General features: G+C 53.2%; 22 protein-coding genes. 21 read left to right on the top strand and 1 reads right to left on the bottom strand.

What is annotated here, in order from left to right:
- Positions 1-176: 176 nt before the first annotated feature.
- The 14 genes from yceD to ptsG all read left to right on the top strand — a co-directional run bounded on the left by yceD (position 177) and on the right by ptsG (position 12,706).
- A complete protein-coding gene (gene yceD, locus QEN32_RS13100) occupies positions 177-698 on the top strand; it encodes a 23S rRNA accumulation protein YceD (RefSeq protein ID WP_001174492.1) in 522 nt (173 codons plus the stop codon).
- A gap of 51 nt (positions 699-749) precedes the next feature.
- Positions 750-923, top strand: a complete 174-nt coding sequence (gene rpmF, locus QEN32_RS13095) for a 50S ribosomal protein L32 (protein WP_000290727.1) — start codon at positions 750-752, stop codon at positions 921-923.
- A 133-nt stretch (positions 924-1,056) separates the two neighbouring features.
- Positions 1,057-2,136, top strand: coding sequence for a phosphate acyltransferase PlsX (gene plsX, locus QEN32_RS13090; RefSeq protein WP_001518286.1), 1,080 nt, complete (start codon positions 1,057-1,059; stop codon positions 2,134-2,136).
- 79 nt (positions 2,137-2,215) lie between these two features.
- Positions 2,216-3,169, top strand: a complete 954-nt coding sequence (gene fabH, locus QEN32_RS13085; RefSeq protein WP_000288148.1) for a beta-ketoacyl-ACP synthase III — start codon at positions 2,216-2,218, stop codon at positions 3,167-3,169.
- A 15-nt stretch (positions 3,170-3,184) separates the two neighbouring features.
- Positions 3,185-4,114, top strand: coding sequence for an ACP S-malonyltransferase (gene fabD / locus QEN32_RS13080; protein ID WP_000191343.1), 930 nt, complete (start codon positions 3,185-3,187; stop codon positions 4,112-4,114).
- Positions 4,115-4,126: 12 nt separating this feature from the next.
- Positions 4,127-4,861 (top strand): 3-oxoacyl-ACP reductase FabG, encoded by a 735-nt coding sequence (gene fabG / locus QEN32_RS13075; protein WP_000007236.1) that lies wholly within the window; start codon positions 4,127-4,129, stop codon positions 4,859-4,861.
- A 155-nt stretch (positions 4,862-5,016) separates the two neighbouring features.
- On the top strand, positions 5,017-5,253 hold the full coding sequence (gene acpP / locus QEN32_RS13070) for an acyl carrier protein (protein ID WP_000103754.1): 237 nt from the start codon (positions 5,017-5,019) through the stop codon (positions 5,251-5,253).
- Positions 5,254-5,338: 85 nt separating this feature from the next.
- Positions 5,339-6,580, top strand: a complete 1,242-nt coding sequence (fabF, locus tag QEN32_RS13065; RefSeq protein ID WP_000044664.1) for a beta-ketoacyl-ACP synthase II — start codon at positions 5,339-5,341, stop codon at positions 6,578-6,580.
- A 123-nt stretch (positions 6,581-6,703) separates the two neighbouring features.
- The gene (pabC, locus tag QEN32_RS13060; RefSeq protein ID WP_000478653.1) at positions 6,704-7,513 is read left to right on the top strand and encodes an aminodeoxychorismate lyase; all 810 of its coding nucleotides are present in this window, start codon (positions 6,704-6,706) and stop codon (positions 7,511-7,513) included.
- 2 nt (positions 7,514-7,515) lie between these two features.
- Positions 7,516-8,538 (top strand): cell division protein YceG, encoded by a 1,023-nt coding sequence (yceG, locus tag QEN32_RS13055; RefSeq protein ID WP_265322162.1) that lies wholly within the window; start codon positions 7,516-7,518, stop codon positions 8,536-8,538.
- Positions 8,528-9,169: a dTMP kinase gene (gene tmk / locus QEN32_RS13050; RefSeq protein WP_000535396.1), complete on the top strand. Its 642-nt coding sequence runs from the start codon at positions 8,528-8,530 to the stop codon at positions 9,167-9,169. Before yceG ends, tmk begins: the two co-directional genes overlap by 11 nt.
- Complete coding sequence (holB, locus tag QEN32_RS13045; RefSeq protein ID WP_079966380.1) at positions 9,166-10,170, top strand: DNA polymerase III subunit delta'; 1,005 nt, start codon at positions 9,166-9,168, stop codon at positions 10,168-10,170. The genes tmk and holB overlap by 4 nt, the downstream gene beginning before the upstream one ends.
- Positions 10,171-10,180: 10 nt before the next feature.
- Complete coding sequence (locus QEN32_RS13040; protein ID WP_265322161.1) at positions 10,181-10,978, top strand: metal-dependent hydrolase; 798 nt, start codon at positions 10,181-10,183, stop codon at positions 10,976-10,978.
- Positions 10,979-11,272: 294 nt separating this feature from the next.
- On the top strand, positions 11,273-12,706 hold the full coding sequence (gene ptsG / locus QEN32_RS13035) for a PTS glucose transporter subunit IIBC (RefSeq protein ID WP_000475705.1): 1,434 nt from the start codon (positions 11,273-11,275) through the stop codon (positions 12,704-12,706).
- Positions 12,707-12,791: 85 nt separating this feature from the next.
- Here ptsG and fhuE read toward each other — a convergent pair whose 3' ends face one another.
- The gene (gene fhuE / locus QEN32_RS13030) at positions 12,792-14,966 is read right to left on the bottom strand and encodes a ferric-rhodotorulic acid/ferric-coprogen receptor FhuE (protein ID WP_265322160.1); all 2,175 of its coding nucleotides are present in this window, start codon (positions 14,964-14,966) and stop codon (positions 12,792-12,794) included.
- 341 nt (positions 14,967-15,307) lie between these two features.
- Here fhuE and hinT point away from each other — a divergent pair, with 341 nt between their 5' ends.
- The 7 genes from hinT to ndh all read left to right on the top strand — a co-directional run bounded on the left by hinT (position 15,308) and on the right by ndh (position 20,662).
- Positions 15,308-15,667, top strand: a complete 360-nt coding sequence (gene hinT / locus QEN32_RS13025; protein WP_001532068.1) for a purine nucleoside phosphoramidase — start codon at positions 15,308-15,310, stop codon at positions 15,665-15,667.
- A 2-nt stretch (positions 15,668-15,669) separates the two neighbouring features.
- Positions 15,670-16,044, top strand: a complete 375-nt coding sequence (locus QEN32_RS13020) for a YcfL family protein (RefSeq protein ID WP_000589563.1) — start codon at positions 15,670-15,672, stop codon at positions 16,042-16,044.
- A gap of 13 nt (positions 16,045-16,057) precedes the next feature.
- Positions 16,058-16,696 carry a penicillin-binding protein activator LpoB gene (lpoB, locus tag QEN32_RS13015; protein ID WP_000164359.1) on the top strand — a complete coding sequence of 213 codons (639 nt, stop codon included), beginning with the start codon at positions 16,058-16,060 and terminating at the stop codon, positions 16,694-16,696.
- Positions 16,677-17,501: a thiamine kinase gene (gene thiK, locus QEN32_RS13010; protein WP_265322159.1), complete on the top strand. Its 825-nt coding sequence runs from the start codon at positions 16,677-16,679 to the stop codon at positions 17,499-17,501. Before lpoB ends, thiK begins: the two co-directional genes overlap by 20 nt.
- Positions 17,502-17,511: 10 nt before the next feature.
- Positions 17,512-18,537 (top strand): beta-N-acetylhexosaminidase, encoded by a 1,026-nt coding sequence (gene nagZ / locus QEN32_RS13005; protein ID WP_000529340.1) that lies wholly within the window; start codon positions 17,512-17,514, stop codon positions 18,535-18,537.
- Positions 18,538-18,561: 24 nt separating this feature from the next.
- Complete coding sequence (ycfP, locus tag QEN32_RS13000) at positions 18,562-19,104, top strand: alpha/beta hydrolase YcfP (protein ID WP_000587943.1); 543 nt, start codon at positions 18,562-18,564, stop codon at positions 19,102-19,104.
- A 253-nt stretch (positions 19,105-19,357) separates the two neighbouring features.
- A complete protein-coding gene (ndh, locus tag QEN32_RS12995) occupies positions 19,358-20,662 on the top strand; it encodes an NADH-quinone dehydrogenase (protein ID WP_000211053.1) in 1,305 nt (434 codons plus the stop codon).
- Positions 20,663-20,812 lie beyond the last annotated feature (150 nt).

Here is a 20,812-nt window from a genome sequence, read left to right as displayed (position 1 = left end):
GTAATGATGAGAGCCATCTTAAACTATGCTCTTCGGTCTTCAAGCCTGTCATACTGACTCGTCTTGAGCGAAAATAAGTCTGTAACCCGCAATGTGTGCGAATTATTGGCAAAAGGCAACCGCAGGCTGCCTTTTTCTTTGACTATATGACGTTACGAAGTTAATATGCGCGCCCTATGCAAAAGGTAAAATTACCCCTGACTCTTGATCCGGTTCGTACCGCTCAAAAACGCCTTGATTACCAGGGTATCTATACCCCCGATCAGGTTGAGCGCGTTGCCGAATCTGTAGTCAGTGTGGACAGTGATGTGGAATGCTCCATGTCGTTCGCTATCGATAACCAGCGTCTCGCCGTTTTAACCGGCGATGCGGTCGTTACGGTGTCGCTCGAATGCCAGCGTTGCGGGAAACCGTTTACCCATCAGGTTCACACAACGTATTGTTTTAGCCCTGTCCGTTCCGACGAGCAGGCTGAAGCACTGCCGGAAGCGTATGAGCCGATTGAGGTAAACGAATTCGGCGAAATCGATCTGCTGGCGACGGTTGAAGATGAAATCATCCTCGCCTTGCCGGTAGTTCCGGTGCATGATTCTGAACACTGTGAAGTGTCCGAGGCGGACATGGTCTTTGGCGAACTGCCTGATGAAGCGCAAAAGCCAAACCCATTTGCCGTATTAGCCAGCTTAAAGCGTAAGTAATAGGTCTTCCCCGCGGACGCAGGGATAAACCGTAATTGAGGAGTAAGGTCCATGGCCGTACAACAGAATAAACCAACCCGTTCCAAACGTGGCATGCGTCGTTCCCATGACGCTCTGACCGCAGTCACCAGCCTGTCTGTAGACAAAACTTCTGGTGAAAAACACCTGCGTCACCACATCACTGCCGACGGTTACTACCGCGGCCGTAAGGTCATCGCTAAGTAATCGCGCGATACTCGATGCCTTTTGCATCACAGGCGTGCCTGTGGTGTAAAAGCCGAAGAGTACAAGCGTGATAAAGCTTAGTGAGGATTTCTCCGCGTAAGCGGAGAACACCGAACCAGGCAGCGACGATACCTTGACACGTCTAACCCTGGCGTTAGATGTCATGGGGGGCGATTTTGGTCCTTCCGTGACGGTGCCTGCAGCATTGCAGGCACTGAACGCTAATTCGCAGCTCACTCTTCTTTTAGTCGGGAATCCCGATATTATCACGCCATTACTTGCCAAAGCTGACTTTGAACAACGTTCGCGTCTGCAGATTATCCCTGCACAGTCAGTTATTGCCAGTGATGCCCGGCCTTCGCAGGCGATCCGCGCCAGTCGCGGGACATCCATGCGTGTGGCCCTGGAGCTTGTGAAAGAAGGCCGAGCCGAAGCTTGCGTTAGCGCCGGTAATACCGGGGCGCTGATGGGGCTGGCGAAATTATTGCTCAAGCCTCTTGAGGGGATTGAGCGTCCGGCGTTGGTGACGGTATTACCGCACCAGCAAAAGGGCAAAACGGTAGTGCTTGATTTGGGTGCCAACGTCGACTGTGACAGTACCATGCTGGTGCAGTTTGCCGTGATGGGCGCCGTTTTGGCGGAAGAGGTCGTCGGGATCAAAAATCCCCGCGTGGCGCTACTCAATATCGGGGAAGAAGAAACCAAAGGCCTCGACAGTATTCGCGAAGCCTCTTTAATGTTAAAAACAGTCCCAACCATCAATTACATCGGCTACCTTGAGGCGAATGAGTTACTGACGGGAAAAACCGATGTACTGGTGTGTGACGGCTTTACAGGCAATGTCACACTTAAAACGATGGAGGGGGTTGTCAGAATGTTCCTTTCACTGCTGAAATCACAGGGCGAGGGGAAAAAACGGTCGTGGTGGCTGCTGTTATTAAAACGTTGGTTACAAAAAAGCCTGACGAGGCGATTCAGTCACCTCAACCCCGACCAGTATAATGGCGCCTGTCTGTTAGGATTGCGCGGCACGGTGATAAAAAGTCATGGTGCGGCCAATCAGCGAGCATTTGCAGTCGCGATTGAACAGGCAGTGCAGGCGGTGCAGCGACAAGTTCCTCAGCGAATTGCCGCTCGCCTGGAATCTGTATACCCAGCCGGATTTGAACCGCTGGACGATGGCAAAGGCGTAAACCTGCGGGCGCACAGATAATATCGCTGTCTCCCCGGCGCCGCCAGCGTGCCAGACGTTTACAGGTAACGGTATATAACCGAAAAGTGACTGAGCGTACATGTATACGAAGATTATTGGTACTGGCAGCTATCTGCCCGAACAAGTGCGGACTAACGCCGATCTGGAAAAAATGGTTGAGACCTCTGACGAGTGGATTGTCACTCGTACAGGTATTCGTGAACGCCATATCGCCGCGCCTAATGAAACTGTCGCGACGATGGGCTTTACCGCTGCGAATCGCGCGATTGAGATGGCGGGGATCGATAAAGACCAAATTGGCTTGATTGTGGTGGCTACCACATCAGCAACGCATGCATTTCCAAGCGCGGCATGTCAGATTCAAAGTATGCTCGGTATTAAAGGTTGCCCGGCGTTTGATGTCGCGGCAGCGTGCGCAGGTTTCACCTACGCGTTAAGCATCGCCGACCAGTACGTTAAATCCGGCGCGGTTAAACACGCGCTGGTGGTCGGTTCCGATGTATTAGCCCGCACTTGCGATCCTGGCGATCGCGGTACGATCATTATTTTCGGCGATGGCGCAGGTGCGGCCGTACTGAGCGCTTCTGAAGAACCGGGTATTATCTCCACTCATCTTCATGCCGATGGCCGTTACGGTGAATTACTGACCCTGCCGAATGCCGATCGCGTAAATCCGGATAACCCGATTTACCTGACGATGGCGGGTAATGAAGTCTTTAAAGTGGCGGTCACTGAACTGGCGCATATTGTCGATGAGACGCTGGCGGCTAATAACCTGGATCGCTCAGAACTCGATTGGCTGGTGCCGCATCAGGCTAACCTGCGTATCATTAGCGCGACAGCGAAAAAACTCGGCATGTCGATGGACAATGTCGTCGTCACGCTGGACAGGCACGGCAATACCTCCGCGGCTTCTGTGCCGTGCGCGCTGGATGAAGCCGTGCGTGACGGGCGAATTAAAGCCGGTCAGCTGGTATTGCTTGAAGCCTTCGGGGGTGGATTCACCTGGGGCTCCGCGCTGATTCGTTTCTAGTATAAGGATTTAAACATGACGCAATTTGCATTTGTGTTCCCCGGTCAGGGTTCTCAGAGCGTTGGGATGTTGGCCGAAATGGCGGCAAATTACCCTATCGTAGAAGAAACGTTTGCTGAAGCTTCTGCGGCTCTGGGATATGATCTGTGGGCGCTCACCCAGCAAGGTCCAGCGGAAGAACTGAATAAAACCTGGCAGACGCAGCCGGCGTTATTAACCGCTTCCGTCGCGCTTTGGCGCGTTTGGCAGCAGCAGGGCGGTAAAATGCCTGCGTTAATGGCAGGTCACAGCCTGGGCGAATATTCCGCGCTGGTTTGCGCTGGCGTCATCAACTTTGCTGATGCCGTTCGTCTGGTGGAAATGCGTGGTAAATTCATGCAGGAAGCGGTTCCGGAAGGTACTGGCGGCATGTCTGCGATCATCGGGCTGGATGATGCCTCTATTGCTAAAGCCTGTGAAGAATCTGCCGAAGGGCAGGTTGTTTCGCCGGTTAACTTTAACTCGCCGGGACAGGTGGTTATCGCCGGGCATAAAGAGGCGGTAGAACGCGCGGGCGCAGCCTGTAAAGCCGCTGGCGCGAAACGTGCGCTGCCGCTGCCGGTGAGCGTACCGTCGCACTGCGCGCTGATGAAACCAGCGGCAGATAAGCTGGCGGTTGAATTAGCCAAAATTACCTTTAGCGCGCCAACGGTGCCGGTAGTAAACAACGTTGACGTGAAATGTGAAACCGATGCCGCCGCTATCCGCGATGCGCTGGTTCGCCAGTTGTACAATCCGGTACAGTGGACGAAGAGCGTGGAATTTATCGCGGCGCAGGGCGTTGAACATCTTTATGAAGTGGGTCCAGGTAAAGTCCTCACTGGTCTGACGAAACGTATTGTCGACACCCTGACAGCGTCGGCGCTGAACGAGCCGGCGGCGCTGTCTGCGGCACTTACGCAATAAAAGAGGAAAACCATGAGCTTTGAAGGAAAGATTGCGCTGGTGACTGGTGCAAGCCGTGGCATAGGCCGCGCAATTGCAGAGACTCTCGTTGCCCGCGGCGCGAAAGTTATCGGGACTGCGACCAGTGAAAATGGTGCGAAGAACATTAGCGATTATTTAGGTGCTAACGGGAAAGGTTTGATGTTGAATGTGACCGATCCTGCATCTATTGAATCTGTTCTGGAAAATATTCGCGCAGAATTTGGTGAAGTGGATATCCTGGTTAATAATGCCGGTATCACTCGTGATAATCTGTTGATGCGAATGAAAGATGATGAGTGGAACGATATTATCGAAACCAATTTATCATCCGTTTTCCGCCTGTCAAAAGCGGTAATGCGCGCTATGATGAAAAAGCGTTGTGGTCGCATTATCACTATTGGTTCTGTGGTTGGTACCATGGGAAATGCAGGTCAGGCAAACTACGCTGCGGCGAAAGCGGGCCTGATCGGTTTCAGTAAATCACTGGCGCGTGAAGTTGCGTCCCGTGGTATTACTGTCAATGTTGTGGCTCCGGGTTTTATTGAAACGGACATGACGCGTGCGCTGTCTGACGATCAGCGTGCGGGTATCCTGGCGCAGGTGCCTGCGGGTCGCCTCGGCGGCGCTCAGGAAATCGCCAGTGCGGTTGCATTTTTAGCCTCTGACGAAGCGAGTTACATCACTGGTGAGACTCTGCACGTCAACGGCGGAATGTACATGGTTTAATCACGATTGAAAAATATTTGCGTTATTAGGGCGAAAGGCCGCAAAATAACGTAAAATCGTGGTAAGACCTGCCGGGATTTAGTTGCAAATTTTTCAACATTTTATACACTACGAAAACCATCGCGAAAGCGAGTTTTGATAGGAAATTTAAGAGTATGAGCACTATCGAAGAACGCGTTAAGAAAATTATCGGCGAACAGCTGGGCGTTAAGCAGGAAGAAGTAACCAACAATGCTTCTTTCGTTGAAGACCTGGGCGCAGATTCTCTTGACACCGTTGAGCTGGTAATGGCTCTGGAAGAAGAGTTTGATACTGAGATTCCGGACGAAGAAGCTGAGAAAATCACCACCGTTCAGGCTGCCATTGATTACATCAACGGCCACCAGGCGTAAGTGAACATCTCCAGGCGGTCGTTCGACCGCCTGAGTTTTATCTTTTTGTCCCACTAGAATCATTTTCCCTCCCTGGAGGACAACCGTGTCTAAGCGTCGTGTAGTTGTGACCGGACTGGGCATGTTGTCTCCTGTCGGCAATACCGTAGAGTCTACCTGGAAAGCTCTCCTTGCCGGTCAGAGTGGCATCAGCCTGATCGACCATTTCGATACTAGCGCCTATGCAACGAAATTTGCTGGCTTAGTAAAGGATTTTAACTGTGATGACATTATCTCGCGCAAAGAACAGCGCAAGATGGATGCCTTCATTCAATATGGAATTGTCGCTGGCGTACAGGCCATGCAGGATTCTGGCCTTGAAGTGACGGAAGAGAACGCAAGCCGTATTGGCGCCGCTATCGGCTCCGGTATCGGTGGTCTCGGTCTGATCGAAGAAAACCACAGTTCGCTGGTAAAAGGCGGACCGCGTAAGATTAGCCCGTTCTTTGTCCCGTCGACGATTGTTAACATGGTAGCAGGCCATCTGACTATCATGTATGGCCTGCGTGGGCCAAGCATCTCTATTGCGACTGCCTGTACTTCAGGCGTGCATAACATCGGCCATGCCGCGCGTATCATCGCCTATGGCGATGCGGACGCGATGGTGGCAGGTGGCGCAGAAAAAGCCAGTACGCCGCTGGGCGTAGGTGGTTTTGGCGCAGCGCGCGCGCTGTCGACCCGCAACGATAACCCACAGGCGGCGAGCCGTCCGTGGGATAAAGAACGCGATGGTTTTGTATTGGGCGACGGTGCCGGTATGTTGGTGCTTGAAGAGTACGAACATGCAAAAGCGCGTGGTGCGAAAATCTATGCTGAAATTGTCGGCTTTGGTATGAGCAGCGATGCTTACCATATGACGTCGCCGCCGGAAAATGGCGCAGGCGCTGCGCTGGCGATGGTTAACGCGTTGCGTGATGCCGCGATTGAGCCTGCTCAGATTGGCTACGTCAACGCGCACGGCACGTCGACGCCTGCCGGCGACAAAGCTGAGACGCAGGCAGTTAAGTCAGTCTTTGGCGATGCTGCAAGCCGAGTGATGGTGAGCTCGACCAAATCGATGACCGGCCATCTGTTGGGCGCCGCAGGCGCAGTAGAGTCTATTTTCTCTATTCTGGCGCTACGCGATCAGGCCATTCCGCCAACCATTAATCTGGATAACCCGGATGAAGGTTGCGATCTGGACTTCGTGCCGCATGAAGCGCGCCAGGTCAGCGATCTGGAGTACGCTCTGTGTAACTCCTTTGGCTTTGGCGGAACTAACGGTTCCTTGATTTTTAAAAAGATCTAAGTTAAGCCAGAGACAGACATTAATAAAAAGGTCCGCTTGTCGGGCCTTTTTTATCAGGCATATCACCTCTTGTTCTGCGTTATTCATCCTGCCACACTAGCAGGCGACGGATAAGGAGCCACTATGTTTTTAATTAATGGCCATGCGCAGGATCAACTTGCTGTAAGCGACCGGGCGACGCAGTTCGGCGATGGCAGTTTTACGACCGCACGTATTGTTGATGGCAACATTTGCCATCTGGAAGCGCATCTTCAGCGCTTGCAGGTTGCCTGTGAAAAATTACGGATCGCTTTTAGCCATTGGGCGACCCTTCGGCAAGAGATGACAATGTTGGCCACAGGGCATGATTCAGGTGTGTTGAAAGTGATCATTAGCCGTGGTAGCGGCGGCCGGGGATACAGCGCCATGAATTGTCAGGCAGCTACCCGAATCCTCTCCGTTTCTGCTTATCCCGCTTATTATTCTCAGTGGCGTAAGCAAGGCATCACTCTTACCCTTAGTCCCATACCGCTTGGGCGCAATCCTTATCTTGCCGGATTAAAACATCTGAACCGCCTCGAACAGGTGTTGATTCGCTCTCATCTTGAGCAGACGGACGCCGATGAGGCGCTGGTTCTTGACAGCGAGGGATGGGTTACGGAATGCTGTGCGGCTAATTTGTTCTGGCGTACTGGCGATATTGTTTTTACGCCGCGTCTGGATCAGGCCGGGGTGAACGGCATTATGCGACAATTTTGTTTACGCCAACTGGCGCAATCTCCTTTCCAGGTTCTTGAAGTACAGGCGAGAGAGGAGGCAGTCAGGCAGGCGGATGAGATTATCATCTGCAACGCGCTAATGCCGATTATTCCCATACGCGCCTATCACGGGACGTCGTATTCTTCGCGAACACTGTTTCAATTTTTAGCCCCATTTTGTGAGCATCCGAATTAGTTATGAAAAAATTGTCAGGCGTTTTCCTTCTGCTGTTGGTTGTGCTGGGTATTGCCGCGGGCGTGGGGATGTGGAAAGTTCGCCATCTGGCGAACAGCACGTTACTTATTAGAAACGAGACTATCTTTACGCTCAAGGCGGGAACGGGGCGGCTGGCGCTTGGCGACCAGCTTTATGATGAAAAAATCATTAATCGCCCCCGGGTATTTCAGTGGCTGCTGCGCGTGGAGCCTGAGTTATCGCACTTTAAAGCAGGAACTTACCGTTTTACGCCGGGGATGACCGTACGGGAGATGCTTGAGTTGCTGGAGAGCGGCAAAGAAGCGCAATTCCCGTTGCGGTTTGTGGAAGGGATGCGCCTTAGCGATTACCTGAAACAGCTACGAGAGGCGCCGTATATTCGCCATACATTGCCGGATGATGACTATGCCACTGTCGCTCAGGCATTAAAGCTTGCGCACCCGGAATGGGTAGAAGGGTGGTTCTGGCCTGATACCTGGATGTATACCGCCAACACCAGCGATGTCGCTATTCTCAAGCGAGCGCATCAAAAGATGGTGAAAGCTGTCGATACTGTCTGGAAAGGTCGGGCCGAGGGGCTGCCTTATAAAGATCAGAACCAACTGGTGACAATGGCCTCGATTATTGAAAAAGAGACGGCTGTCGCCAGCGAACGCGATCAGGTGGCCTCAGTCTTTATTAATCGCCTGAGAATCGGTATGCGCCTTCAGACCGATCCCACCGTGATTTACGGGATGGGGACGAGTTATAATGGTAACTTGTCGCGTGCGGATCTGGAAAAGCCGACGGCTTATAACACGTATACCATAACCGGGCTGCCGCCAGGACCGATCGCATCGCCCAGCGAAGCGTCATTGCAGGCGGCGGCGCATCCGGCGAAAACGCCGTATCTCTATTTTGTGGCCGACGGTAAAGGTGGTCACACATTTAACACCAATCTTGCCAGCCATAATCGGTCAGTGCAGGAGTACCTGAAAGTGCTTAAGGAAAAAAATGGGCAGTAATTATATCGTCATCGAGGGCCTGGAAGGCGCCGGAAAAACCACTGCGCGCGACGTGGTGGTGGAGACCCTTGAGCAACTGGGTATTCGTAATATGATTTTTACCCGTGAGCCGGGCGGTACGCAGCTTGCCGAAAAACTAAGAAGTCTGGTGTTGGATATCCGATCGGTAGGCGACGAAGTGATTACCGATAAAGCGGAAGTGCTGATGTTTTATGCCGCTCGCGTACAGCTCGTCGAAACGGTAATCAAACCCGCGCTGGCGCAAGGCATATGGGTGATCGGCGATCGCCACGATCTCTCGACCCAGGCGTATCAGGGGGGAGGGCGCGGCATTGATCAAACCATGCTGGCGACACTACGCGATGCCGTGCTGGGCGATTTTCGCCCTGACCTGACGCTGTATCTGGATGTCACGCCGGAAGTCGGGCTAAAACGCGCCAGAGCGCGCGGCGATTTGGATCGCATTGAGCAGGAATCTTTTGATTTCTTTAACCGGACTCGCGCGCGCTATCTGGAACTGGCGGCGCAAGACTCGCGTATCCGCACCATTGACGCGACCCAGCCGCTGGATGCCGTCATGCGCGACATTCGCGCCACGGTGACGAAGTGGGTGCAGGAGCAAGCGGCATGAAATGGTATCCATGGTTACGGCCCGCCTATGAAAAACTGATAGAAAGTTACCAGGCGGGACGTGGGCACCATGCGCTACTGATTCAGGCCTTACCTGGCATGGGCGACGAGGCGCTGTGCTATGCGCTGAGCCGTTATCTGTTATGCCAGCAGCCTGAGGGCCACAAAAGCTGTGGGCATTGCCGTGGCTGTCAGCTTATGCAGGCTGGCACGCATCCGGACTATTACACGCTGACGCCGGATAAAGGCAAAAGTAGCCTCGGCGTAGATGCGGTACGCGAGGTCAGCGAGAAATTGTACGAGCACTCCCGTCTGGGCGGCGCGAAGGTGGTGTGGATTGCGGATGCGGCGCTATTAACCGACGCCGCCGCCAATGCGTTGCTCAAAACGCTGGAAGAGCCGCCGGAGCAAACCTGGTTTTTCCTTGCCAGCCCGGAGCCTGCTCGTCTGCTGGCGACATTACGCAGCCGCTGCCGGCTGCATCATCTGGCGCCGCCGTCCGAATCGTATGCGATGTCATGGCTGTCGCGAGAAGTGACGGCGTCACAAGAAGCATTGCTCACGGCGCTACGTCTGAATGCGGGGTCGCCCGGCGCCGCGCTGGCGCTGTTGCAGTCTGAACGCTGGGCGCAGCGTGAGGCGCTGTGTCAGGCGTTAATGGACAGTTTGCATACGGGCGACTGGTATGCGTTATTAACGGCGCTCAATCATGAGCAAGCCCCGGCGCGCTTGCACTGGCTGGCGACGCTGCTGGTAGACGCGCTGAAACGTCAGCACGGCGCGTCGTACCTGACAAACGTTGATGCGGACGCGGTTGTTGCCGCGCTGGCGGGGCCGCTATCCCCGGCGCGTATTCAGGCAATCCTGAACGATGTTTGCCATTGTCGTGATCAATTACTTCATGTGACCGGATTAAACCGCGAACTGGTATTAACCGATCTCATTCTCCGCATCGAGCATTACCTGCAACCAGGCACCTTGTTGCCTGTTCCTCATCTTTGAGAGAGACATTATGTTTTTAGTCGACTCACACTGCCATCTTGATGGTCTGGATTATCAATCTTTGCATAAGGACGTGGACGATGTGCTGGCGAAAGCCGCCGCGCGCGATGTGAAGTTCTGTTTAGCGGTGGCGACGACGCTGCCGGGGTATCGCCATATGCGCAAGCTGGTGGGCAAGCGCGATAATGTGGTCTTTTCCTGCGGCGTGCATCCGTTAAATCAGGATGAAGCATATGACGTAGAAGAACTGCGCCTCCTTGCTGCAGAAGACGATGTGGTGGCGATGGGCGAGACCGGGCTTGATTACTTTTACACGCCTGAGACCAAAATCCGCCAGCAGGCGTCTTTTATTCATCATATCCAGATTGGCCGCGAATTGCATAAACCGGTGATTGTCCATACTCGCGACGCGCGTGCCGATACGCTGGCTATCCTGCGCGAAGAAAAAGTGACGGATTGCGGCGGCGTACTACACTGTTTTACAGAAGACAGAGAAACGGCCGGCAAATTGCTGGATCTGGGGTTTTATATCTCTTTTTCCGGCATCGTAACGTTCCGTAACGCTGAACAGTTGCGTGATGCGGCGCGCTATGTGCCGCTGGATCGGTTATTAGTCGAGACCGATTCTCCTTATCTGGCGCCGGTGCCGCATCGCGGTAAAGAGAACCAGCCTGCGATGGTACGCGACGTCGCAGAATATATGGCGGTATTGAAAGGGGTTGCCGTTGAAGAACTGGCGCAGATCACCACCGATAACTTTGCTCGCCTGTTCCATATTGACGCGTCTCGCCTGTCATCAACCCGTTAAACGAGTTTTTTTAAAGCTCGTAATTAATAAGCAAAGCGCGTAAAGTTCACCGCCACAAAAGGGGCGGTGAGCGAGCTTATGGAAACATTCGGAAACTCATTTTGGCAGAATGTGATACTTTTTAGGCTATCTGGCGCTGAAACGTGATAGCCGTCAAACAAAATCAGACGTATTTATTTTACTCTGTGTAATAAATAAAAGGGCACTTAGATGTCCTGTCCACGGCGGGGTTCTCCCCCCTCGCCAATGCGTGAGAACGTAGAAAAGCACAAATACTCAGGAGCACTCTCAATTATGTTTAAGAATGCATTTGCTAACCTGCAAAAGGTCGGTAAATCGCTGATGCTGCCGGTATCCGTACTCCCTATCGCAGGTATCCTGCTGGGTGTCGGTTCCGCTAACTTCAGCTGGCTGCCAGCCGTTGTATCGCACGTTATGGCAGAAGCGGGCGGATCTGTTTTTGCCAATATGCCGCTGATTTTCGCTATCGGCGTGGCGTTGGGCTTTACCAACAACGACGGCGTTTCGGCTCTGGCGGCGGTAGTAGCGTATGGCATCATGGTGAAAACCATGGCTGTGGTTGCGCCGCTGGTTCTGCATTTACCTGCTGAAGAGATCGCCGCTAAACACCTTGCTGATACGGGTGTTCTCGGGGGGATTATCTCCGGTGCGATCGCTGCGTATATGTTTAACCGCTTCTACCGTATCAAACTGCCTGAGTATCTGGGCTTCTTTGCGGGCAAACGCTTCGTGCCGATCATTTCGGGTCTGGCCGCTATTTTTACCGGTGTGGTGCTGTCTTTCGTATGGCCGCCAATCGGTACGGCTATCCAGGCGTTCTCGCAGTGGGCGGCTTATCAGAACCCGGTTGTCGCGTTTGGTATTTACGGTTTTATCGAGCGTTGCCTGGTGCCGTTTGGTCTGCATCATATCTGGAACGTTCCTTTCCAGATGCAGATCGGCGAATACACCAACGCAGCGGGTCAGGTATTCCACGGCGACATTCCGCGCTATATGGCGGGCGACCCGACGGCGGGTATGTTGTCTGGCGGCTTCCTGTTCAAAATGTACGGTCTGCCGGCTGCGGCCATTGCTATCTGGCACTCTGCTAAACCGGAAAACCGCGCAAAAGTGGGCGGTATCATGATTTCCGCCGCGCTGACCTCGTTTTTGACGGGTATTACCGAGCCTATCGAGTTCTCCTTCATGTTCGTGGCGCCGATCCTGTACATCATTCACGCGATTCTGGCAGGTCTGGCATTCCCGATCTGTATCCTGCTGGGGATGCGTGACGGTACGTCGTTCTCCCACGGTCTGATCGACTTTATCGTGCTGTCCGGTAACAGCAGCAAATTGTGGCTGTTCCCGATTGTTGGCGCCGGTTATGCGATTGTGTACTACACCGTCTTCCGCGTGCTGATCAAAGCGCTGGATCTGAAAACGCCGGGTCGTGAAGACACTACTGATGACGCAAAAGCGGGCGCGACCAGCGAAATGGCGCCGGCTTTGGTTGCGGCGTTTGGCGGTAAAGAGAACATCACTAACCTGGATGCCTGTATCACGCGTCTGCGCGTGAGCGTAGCCGATGTAGCGAAAGTGGATCAGGCTGGCCTGAAGAAACTGGGCGCGGCAGGCGTTGTCGTCGCGGGTTCCGGCGTTCAGGCTATTTTCGGTACGAAATCCGATAACCTGAAAACGGAAATGGATGAGTACATCCGTAACAGCTAAGCAGTAATGATGTTGGGGAGAATTAAGGCAGCCATTCGGCTGCCTTTTTTTAATGGTGCTTTATATGCCGCTCTCCGACAGTCTGTCAGAACTGATAATTGGCGGTGAGGCTGACGTTACGCGGCGCGCCGTAAACAATGGAACCATCAATATTGGTGTCGTAGGTTTTATCGAACAGGTTGTTGATGTTTCCCTGTACGGAGAAATTTTTCGTTACCTGATAGCGGGTAAACAGATCGACCAGCGCATAGCTGCCCTGTTCGGCGCGGAAAGTGCCGTACGGCGTCGTGGTATCTTTGTAAACCCGATTCTGCCAGTTCACGCCGCCGCCGACCGTCAGCTCCGGCATCGCCGGCAGACGATAGCGGGTGAATAACTTCACGCTGGTGCGCGGGAGATTAGGGTTCACGGCGTTACCTTCATTGTCCTCGGCAACATACCGGGTAGCCCCGAAAGTCATCTGCCAGTTATCGGTAATTGCGCCGTTCACTTCAAATTCGACGCCTTTGCTCACCGTTCCGTCAGTAGACTTCCAGGCAAACTCCCCATTACTGCCAGGGATGGGAATAGTGGTTGCCTGAGCGACGTTATCCTGCTCAATGCGGAACACGGACAACGTAGTGGTGAGGCGGCTGTTCATCCAGTCGGACTTCAGGCCCGCTTCATAGTTATTACCGGTAATCGGAGCCAGATATTGACCCGCTTTGTCGCGTTTATTCTGCGGCTGAAAGATAGAGGTATAACTGGCATAAGCGGACCAGTTGTCGTTGATATCATAAATCAGCCCGGCATACGGCGTGGTATGGTTTTTCTCCATGCTGTAGGTCAGTGTATCAACACGCCAGTTGGTATAACGAGCGCCAAGAATCAGATGCAGCGGGTCGGCCAGCGAAATGCGCGTAGCGGCATACAGCGATTTCATATGCGTGGTATCGTCCTGCGCCAGATTTTGTGGCGCCCAGCGGGTTTGGGGGAAATTACCGTTAAAGGCGCTGAAGTTGCCAATGTCGTCCGGAAAGACGTTCGCCCAGGCGCTAAAATAGCGGTTATTCTGTTTACTATAACTGCCGCCAAACATCATATTGTGCTGACGGCCAAACAGCTCATAAGCGCCATCGGCAAAGAGATCTATGGCATCTACTTTGCGCTTGCCGCTGTTCCAGCCAGTACCGCCGACCACGGGGTAGCTTGCGCCATAAGGACTCACCAGCGTACCTGTCTCTTTATCCACTAACGCATCGATATACATCATTTTACTGTCGAATTTGACCTCAGTATGGGTCGCATTCAGGGTCGCCTGCCAGCTTTCGGCAAAACGCTGCTTAAGCGTGACGAAGAATTTATTTATCTCTTTGTTGTTATAAGCCCAGTCCGGGGCGGTACTACGCGCGCGGTCATAGCTATTTTTGCTGCCATCGGTGTTCCAGCGCGGCAGACCGCCCCAGGTTGGGCTGTTGACATCAATTTTTTGATATTCATAACCGGCTGAAAGGCTGGTGGTTGTACCCAGATCGGCATCGACAATTCCGGAAAAGAACGCTTTCTCACTGTTATAGCGGTCCAGCCAGGAATCATTATTCTGATAACCCGCCACGATGCGCCCACGGACATTACCGTCTGCGGTGAGCGGACTTTGCAGATCCATGACGTAACGCTGCTTATTCCAGCTACCGTATTCTGTGGAGACGTTACCTTTGAACTCCCGACTGGTGGCGTGTTTACGGATCATATTAATTGAGGCAGAAGGATTGCCGGTTCCGGTCATCAGCCCATTCGCGCCGCGAACCACCTCCACGCGCTCATACAGCGCGGTATCCGTTAGCGCATCGCCCAGATTCCAGCGGGACTCAAAATACGTTGGAATACCGTCAACCATATAGTTGTCAATTTCAAACCCGCGCGAGTAATAGCTGATGCGATCGGAGTCAGCCTGGCTTCCGCTGATCCCCAGCGTATTGGTCATCACCTCGCCCAGGGTTTGCAACTGCTGGTCTTCCATACGCTGTTGGCTGACAATACTGACCGACTGCGGGATATCGCGCTGAGTCATCGGCATTTTGGTGCCCGCTGCGGTCGTTTTCACGCTGTAATCCTGTTCTTCACGGTTTACGGCGTCAGCGGTCGTCGCGCCTTCGACAATAACGGTATCCTCAGCCGCGAAGGCGGCAGGCATAAATGCCATCGCCATACCCATAGCTAACAGCGACGGTGCGGCGGTGGACGGAAGGTGTTTGTCCCGGCGGTATTGAATGAAAGACATCTGAAAATCCTTGCTTGTTATTGGGGTAAGTTCAGGACGTATGACGTTGAACCTTTTCATTCTTTGCTAGTTAATGCGCATAAAAATGCAAATGAGAAATATACGCATTTGTATTAAATGTGTAAAACGGTATAAACAGGGAAACTAGAAATATTTTTTAAGCGTACAAAGGCGTCATGGCAGGGGGATATGGCGGTAAGTCCAGCATGTAGTCATTTTTCGCTTAATAAATCGTGGGTTAAAGTTGAAAGAGCGTCGGTAACTCGCTCATACTCTATACTCGCAGTATGGCTCGGCGTAGCATGTGCGCTGCAAGGGCTATTATGAAAAAGGAAAACGTCGTGGCAGAAGAAACTATATTCAGCAAAATTATTCGTCGTGAAATCCCTTCGGATATCGTTTATCAGGATGAGCTGGTCACCGCCTTTCGTGATATTTCACCGCAGGCGCCGACGCATATCTTGATTATTCCCAATATCCTGATCCCAACCGTCAATGACGTGACGGCGGAACATGAACAGGCGTTAGGTCGGATGATCACCGTGGCGGCGAAAATCGCCGAACAAGAAGGCATTGCCGAAGATGGGTATCGTTTAATCATGAATACCAACCGTCATGGGGGCCAGGAGGTTTATCATATCCATATGCACCTACTGGGCGGCCGCCCGCTAGGCCCGATGCTGGCGCATAAAGGCTTGTAAGTATGATCAAAGGATGCATCGCGGTTTCTCTGGGCTTGCTGCTGCTTACCGGCTGCCGGTCACACCCTGAAATTCCGGTAAGCGACGCGCAGTCGCTGGTGATGGAGTCCACGGTTCTGGCGGCGGGCGTCACCGCAGAGCCGCCTGAGCTGACGGCGTCTGATATCCAGCCATCAGCCTCTTCCCGCGTCTATAACGAAAGGCAAGAGCCCATAACCGTTCATTATCGGTTTTACTGGTATGACGCGCGGGGGCTGGAGATGCATCCACTGGAGGCGCCGCGTAGCGTAACCATACCCGCGCGTTCGTCGGTAACGCTATTTGGCAGCGCCAATTATCTGGGGGCGCATAAGGTCAGGCTTTATCTTTATTTGTGAGGAGTGAATTTTGATGACAAAAATGCATCGCTACGCTGCCATTGCTGCGCTGGCGATATTTCTCTCCGGGTGTATGGCGCAACGTCAACCTGCGCCAGTTGAAGAGGTAAAACCAGCGCCAGAACAACCCGCGCAGCCGCCGCAGCCTCCTGTTGTGCCGTCTGTGCCAACCATTCCACAGCAACCGGGGCCGATTGAACATGAAGATCAAACGGGCCAGCCAGCGCCTAAGGTGCGCCACTATGACTGGAACGGCGCGATGCAACCGCTGGTCAGCAAAATGTTGCAGGCTGATGGCGTGACGGCCGGAAGCGTATTGCTTGTCGACAGCGTGAATAACCGGACGAATGGGTCGTTAAATGCGAACGAGGCAACGGAAACGTTACGTAATGCGCTGGCGAACAACGGTAAATTTACGCTGGTCTCCGTACAGCAACTCTCGATGGCAAAACAGCAGTTAGGGTTGTCTCCGCAGGATAGTCTGGGAACGCGTAGTAAAGCTATTGGCATTGCGCGCAATGTCGGGGCGCAATATGTACTTTACTCCAGCGCATCCGGTAACGTTAACGCGCCTGCATTACAGATGCAGTTAATGCTGGTGCAAACTGGCGAGATAATCTGGTCAGGTAAAGGTGCGGTCCAACAACAATAATCCCTTAACGCGCGACGAGATCCTGTCGCGCTATTTTCCCCAGTATCGTCCCGCCGTCGCCGCATCGCAGGGGCTAAGCGGCGGGAGCTGTATTATTGCTCACGATACTCACCGTATCGTGCTGCGCCGTCATCACGACCCCGACGCTCCACCAGCCCATTTTTTACGTCATTACCGCGCCTTATCCCAATTGCCGGCCAGTCTTGCGCCGCGAGCGCTTTTTTATTCGCCGGGCTGGATGGCGGTAGAATATCTGCATGGTGTGGTAAATTCCGCTCTGCCAGATGCCGACGAACTGGCGGCCTTACTGTATCATTTGCATCAACAGCCGCGTTTTGGCTGGCGTATCGCGCTATCGCCACTATTGGCGCAGTACTGGTCGTGTTGCGATCCGGCAAGGCGTACGCCGTTTTGGTTGCGGCGGCTCAAACAGTTGCAAAAAAACGGTGAACCTCGCCCGCTGCGGCTCGCGCCTTTGCATATGGATGTCCATGGCGACAATATAGTATTAACGTCCGCCGGGTTGAGACTGATTGACTGGGAGTATGCCGGCGACGGCGATATTGCGTTGGAGCTGGCGGCAGTATGGGTTGAGGATGAACGCCAGCACCGACAACTGGCAGACGCTTATGCCGCGCGCGCGCGAATCGACGCCCGGCAGCTATGGCGACAGATACGATTATGGCACCCCTGGGTCATTATGCTAAAAGCAGGGTGGTTCGAATACCGCTGGCGACAAACCGGCGAGCAACAATTTATCAGGCTGGCCGATGAAACCTGGTGCCAGCTACGTATGAAAGGATAAGGAGAGCAGTGTGGGCCCAGTAATGTTGAATGTCGAAGGATGTGAGCTGGATGCGGAGGAGCGCGAGATACTGGCGCATCCGCTGGTTGGCGGGCTTATTCTGTTCACGCGTAATTACCATGACCCGGAACAGCTGCGCGAATTAGTGCGCCAGATTCGGGCGGCATCGCGTAACCATCTGGTGGTGGCCGTCGATCAGGAAGGCGGGCGCGTACAGCGTTTCCGTGAAGGGTTTACCCGCCTGCCCGCGGCGCAATCTTTTTTTGCGCTGCATGGGCTGGAAGAGGGGGGACGACTGGCGCAGGAGGCAGGGTGGCTGATGGCCAGCGAAATGATCGCGATGGATATTGATATCAGTTTTGCGCCAGTGCTGGACGTCGGGCATATCAGCGCGGCAATTGGCGAGCGTTCTTATCATGCCGATCCCGCAAAAGCGTTGGCAATGGCAACACGCTTTATTGACGGCATGCATGACGCCGGGATGAAAACGACCGGTAAGCATTTCCCCGGCCACGGCGCGGTCACGGCGGACTCCCACAAAGAGACGCCGTGCGATCCACGTCCTGAAACGGACATCCGTGGCAAAGATATGTCGGTGTTCCGCACGCTGATTAGCGAGAATAAACTGGATGCGATTATGCCTGCCCACGTGATCTACCGCGCTATCGATCCGCGTCCGGCAAGCGGTTCGCCGTACTGGCTGAAAACGGTGCTGCGTCAGGAGTTAGGCTTTGACGGCGTCATTTTCTCCGACGATCTGTCGATGGAGGGCGCGGCGATTATGGGCAGCTATGCTGAGCGCGCTCAGGCGTCGCTGGATGCGGGTTGCGATATGATTCTGGTCTGCAATAATCGTAAAGGCGCAGTCAGCGTGCTGGATAATCTGTCGCCGATCAAAGCAGAACGTGTTACACGTTTGTATCATAAAGGTTCATTTTCACGCCGGGAGCTCATGGACTCAGCACGCTGGAAAACAGCCAGCGCCCAGCTCAACCAGTTACATGAACGCTGGCAGGAAGAAAAAGCAGGTCATTAACTCGAGTTTTCGTGAGGGTGCCAGATGATTATTTATTTACACGGTTTTGATTCAAATAGTCCGGGCAACCATGAAAAAGTGTTGCAATTACAGTTTATCGACCCGGATGTTCGGCTGGTAAGCTACAGTACGCGGCATCCTAAGCACGATATGCAGCATCTGCTGAAAGAAGTGGACAAAATGTTGCAGTTGAATGTGGACGAGCGCCCTTTAATCTGTGGCGTGGGGCTGGGCGGTTACTGGGCGGAGCGGATTGGCTTTTTGTGCGATATCCGTCAGGTGGTTTTTAACCCGAACCTGTTCCCCTATGAAAACATGGAGGGGAAAATCGATCGCCCGGAAGAATATGCGGACATCGCTACAAAGTGCGTGACCAACTTTCGCGAAAAAAATCGCGATCGTTGTCTGGTGATCCTCTCGCGTCATGACGAAGCGCTGGACAGCCAACGCTCAGCGCAAGCGCTTCACCCGTTTTATGAAATTGTGTGGGATGAGGAACAGACTCACAAATTCAAAAATATTTCGCCGCATTTGCAACGTATCAAAGCGTTTAAAACGCTGGGGTAACGCCCCCGGCAATATGGCGTTATCAGTGACCGGATAACCAGCCTTGCGGCTGGTTTTTTTATGTTCAATTCTCGCAAACTGTCTATCTTTTCAGCATGAAAACTTGATGCACATCAATTTTGGTATGACCAATGCACCGTTCATGCTATTCTCATATCAGAAGCTTATTCTCATTAACGTAACTTGTTGTTAATTAAAGGCTATAATAATAACTTTTAATTAACAATTGGTTAATAAATTTAAGGGGGTCACGTTGACTACACCATTAAAAAAGATCGTGATTGTCGGCGGCGGCGCTGGCGGGCTGGAAATGGCGACGCAGTTAGGCCATAAACTGGGGCGCAAGAAAAAAGCGAAAATCACGCTGGTAGACAGAAATCACAGCCATCTGTGGAAACCATTGTTGCACGAAGTGGCGACTGGCTCGCTGGACGAAGGCGTGGATGCGCTGAGCTATCTGGCTCATGCGCGTAATCATGGTTTCCAGTTCCAGCTGGGGTCGGTGATGGATATCGATCGCGAAGCGAAGACCATCACCATTGCCGAGTTGCGTGATGAAAAGGGCGAACTGCTGGTGCCGGAGCGCAAAATCGCGTATGACACGCTGGTGATGGCGCTGGGCAGCACCTCTAATGATTTCAACACGCCGGGCGTGAAAGAGCACTGTATCTTCCTCGATAACCCGCATCAGGCGCGCCGTTTTCACCAGGAGATGCTGAACCTGTTCCTCAAGTATTCGGCTAATCTGGGCGCGAACGGTAAGGTCAATATCGCCATCGTTGGCGGCGGTGCGACGGGGGTTGAGCTGTCGGCTGAACTGCATAATGCGGTAAAACAGCTGCATAGCTATGGTTATAAGGGGCTGACCAACGACGCGCTGAACGTGACGTTGGTTGAGGCTGGCGAGCGTATTCTGCCTGCGTTGCCGCCGCGTATCTCCAGCGCCGCGCATAATGAACTGACCAAACTGGGCGTTCGCGTGCTGACGCAAACTATGGTCACCAGCGCCGACGAAGGTGGTCTGCATACGAAAGAAGGTGAATATATTCAGGCCGATCTGATGGTGTGGGCGGCGGGTATCAAAGCGCCGGATTTTATGAAAGAGATTGGTGGTCTGGAAACGAACCGCATTAACCAACTGGTGGTGGAACCGACGCTGCAAACCACGCGCGATCCTGATATTTATGCGATTGGCGACTGCGCTTCCTGCGCACGTCCGGAGGGAGGTTTTGTGCCGCCTCGCGCTCAGGCGGCGCATCAGATGGCTACCTGCGCGATGAATAACATTCTGGCGCAGATGAATGGCAAACCGCTGAAAGCTTACCAGTATAAAGATCATGGATCGCTGGTCTCTCTGTCCAACTTCTCTACCGTGGGTAGTCTGATGGGGAACCTGACCCGCGGTTCAATGATGATTGAAGGACGTATCGCCCGCTTCGTGTATATCTCGCTATACCGTATGCACCAGATAGCGCTGCATGGATACTTTAAAACCGGCCTGATGATGCTGGTGGGCAGTATTAACCGCGTCATTCGTCCGCGCCTGAAACTGCATTAATTTCTCTGCGCCTCACCGGCTGCTCGCGCCGGTGAGCGCTTCTCCATCTCTTGCTTCGGAGTTGTCCGAATCCTTCAGCTTTACCGCCTCATCCCGCATTTTTCATCCTCATTCCGATTGGCTTTGTTCGCATACTGGTTGCAAAATTGT

The sequence above is a fragment of the Salmonella sp. SA14318 genome (assembly GCF_029866905.1).
In the GTDB taxonomy this organism is placed as follows: domain Bacteria; phylum Pseudomonadota; class Gammaproteobacteria; order Enterobacterales; family Enterobacteriaceae; genus Salmonella; species Salmonella enterica.
Note: the sequence above shows the minus strand (reverse complement) of the source record. Positions and strands in the feature narration are given on the sequence as shown.

Coding starts and splice junctions, on each gene's coding strand:
- yceD (WP_001174492.1), top strand. CDS start 177: ATGCAAAAGGTAAAATTACCCCTGACTCTTGATCCGGTTCGTACCGCT.
- rpmF (WP_000290727.1), top strand. CDS start 750: ATGGCCGTACAACAGAATAAACCAACCCGTTCCAAACGTGGCATGCGT.
- fabH (WP_000288148.1), top strand. CDS start 2,216: ATGTATACGAAGATTATTGGTACTGGCAGCTATCTGCCCGAACAAGTG.
- fabD (WP_000191343.1), top strand. CDS start 3,185: ATGACGCAATTTGCATTTGTGTTCCCCGGTCAGGGTTCTCAGAGCGTT.
- fabG (WP_000007236.1), top strand. CDS start 4,127: ATGAGCTTTGAAGGAAAGATTGCGCTGGTGACTGGTGCAAGCCGTGGC.
- acpP (WP_000103754.1), top strand. CDS start 5,017: ATGAGCACTATCGAAGAACGCGTTAAGAAAATTATCGGCGAACAGCTG.
- pabC (WP_000478653.1), top strand. CDS start 6,704: ATGTTTTTAATTAATGGCCATGCGCAGGATCAACTTGCTGTAAGCGAC.
- yceG (WP_265322162.1), top strand. CDS start 7,516: ATGAAAAAATTGTCAGGCGTTTTCCTTCTGCTGTTGGTTGTGCTGGGT.
- tmk (WP_000535396.1), top strand. CDS start 8,528: ATGGGCAGTAATTATATCGTCATCGAGGGCCTGGAAGGCGCCGGAAAA.
- holB (WP_079966380.1), top strand. CDS start 9,166: ATGAAATGGTATCCATGGTTACGGCCCGCCTATGAAAAACTGATAGAA.
- QEN32_RS13040 (WP_265322161.1), top strand. CDS start 10,181: ATGTTTTTAGTCGACTCACACTGCCATCTTGATGGTCTGGATTATCAA.
- ptsG (WP_000475705.1), top strand. CDS start 11,273: ATGTTTAAGAATGCATTTGCTAACCTGCAAAAGGTCGGTAAATCGCTG.
- fhuE (WP_265322160.1), bottom strand. CDS start 14,966: ATGTCTTTCATTCAATACCGCCGGGACAAACACCTTCCGTCCACCGCC.
- QEN32_RS13020 (WP_000589563.1), top strand. CDS start 15,670: ATGATCAAAGGATGCATCGCGGTTTCTCTGGGCTTGCTGCTGCTTACC.
- lpoB (WP_000164359.1), top strand. CDS start 16,058: ATGACAAAAATGCATCGCTACGCTGCCATTGCTGCGCTGGCGATATTT.
- ycfP (WP_000587943.1), top strand. CDS start 18,562: ATGATTATTTATTTACACGGTTTTGATTCAAATAGTCCGGGCAACCAT.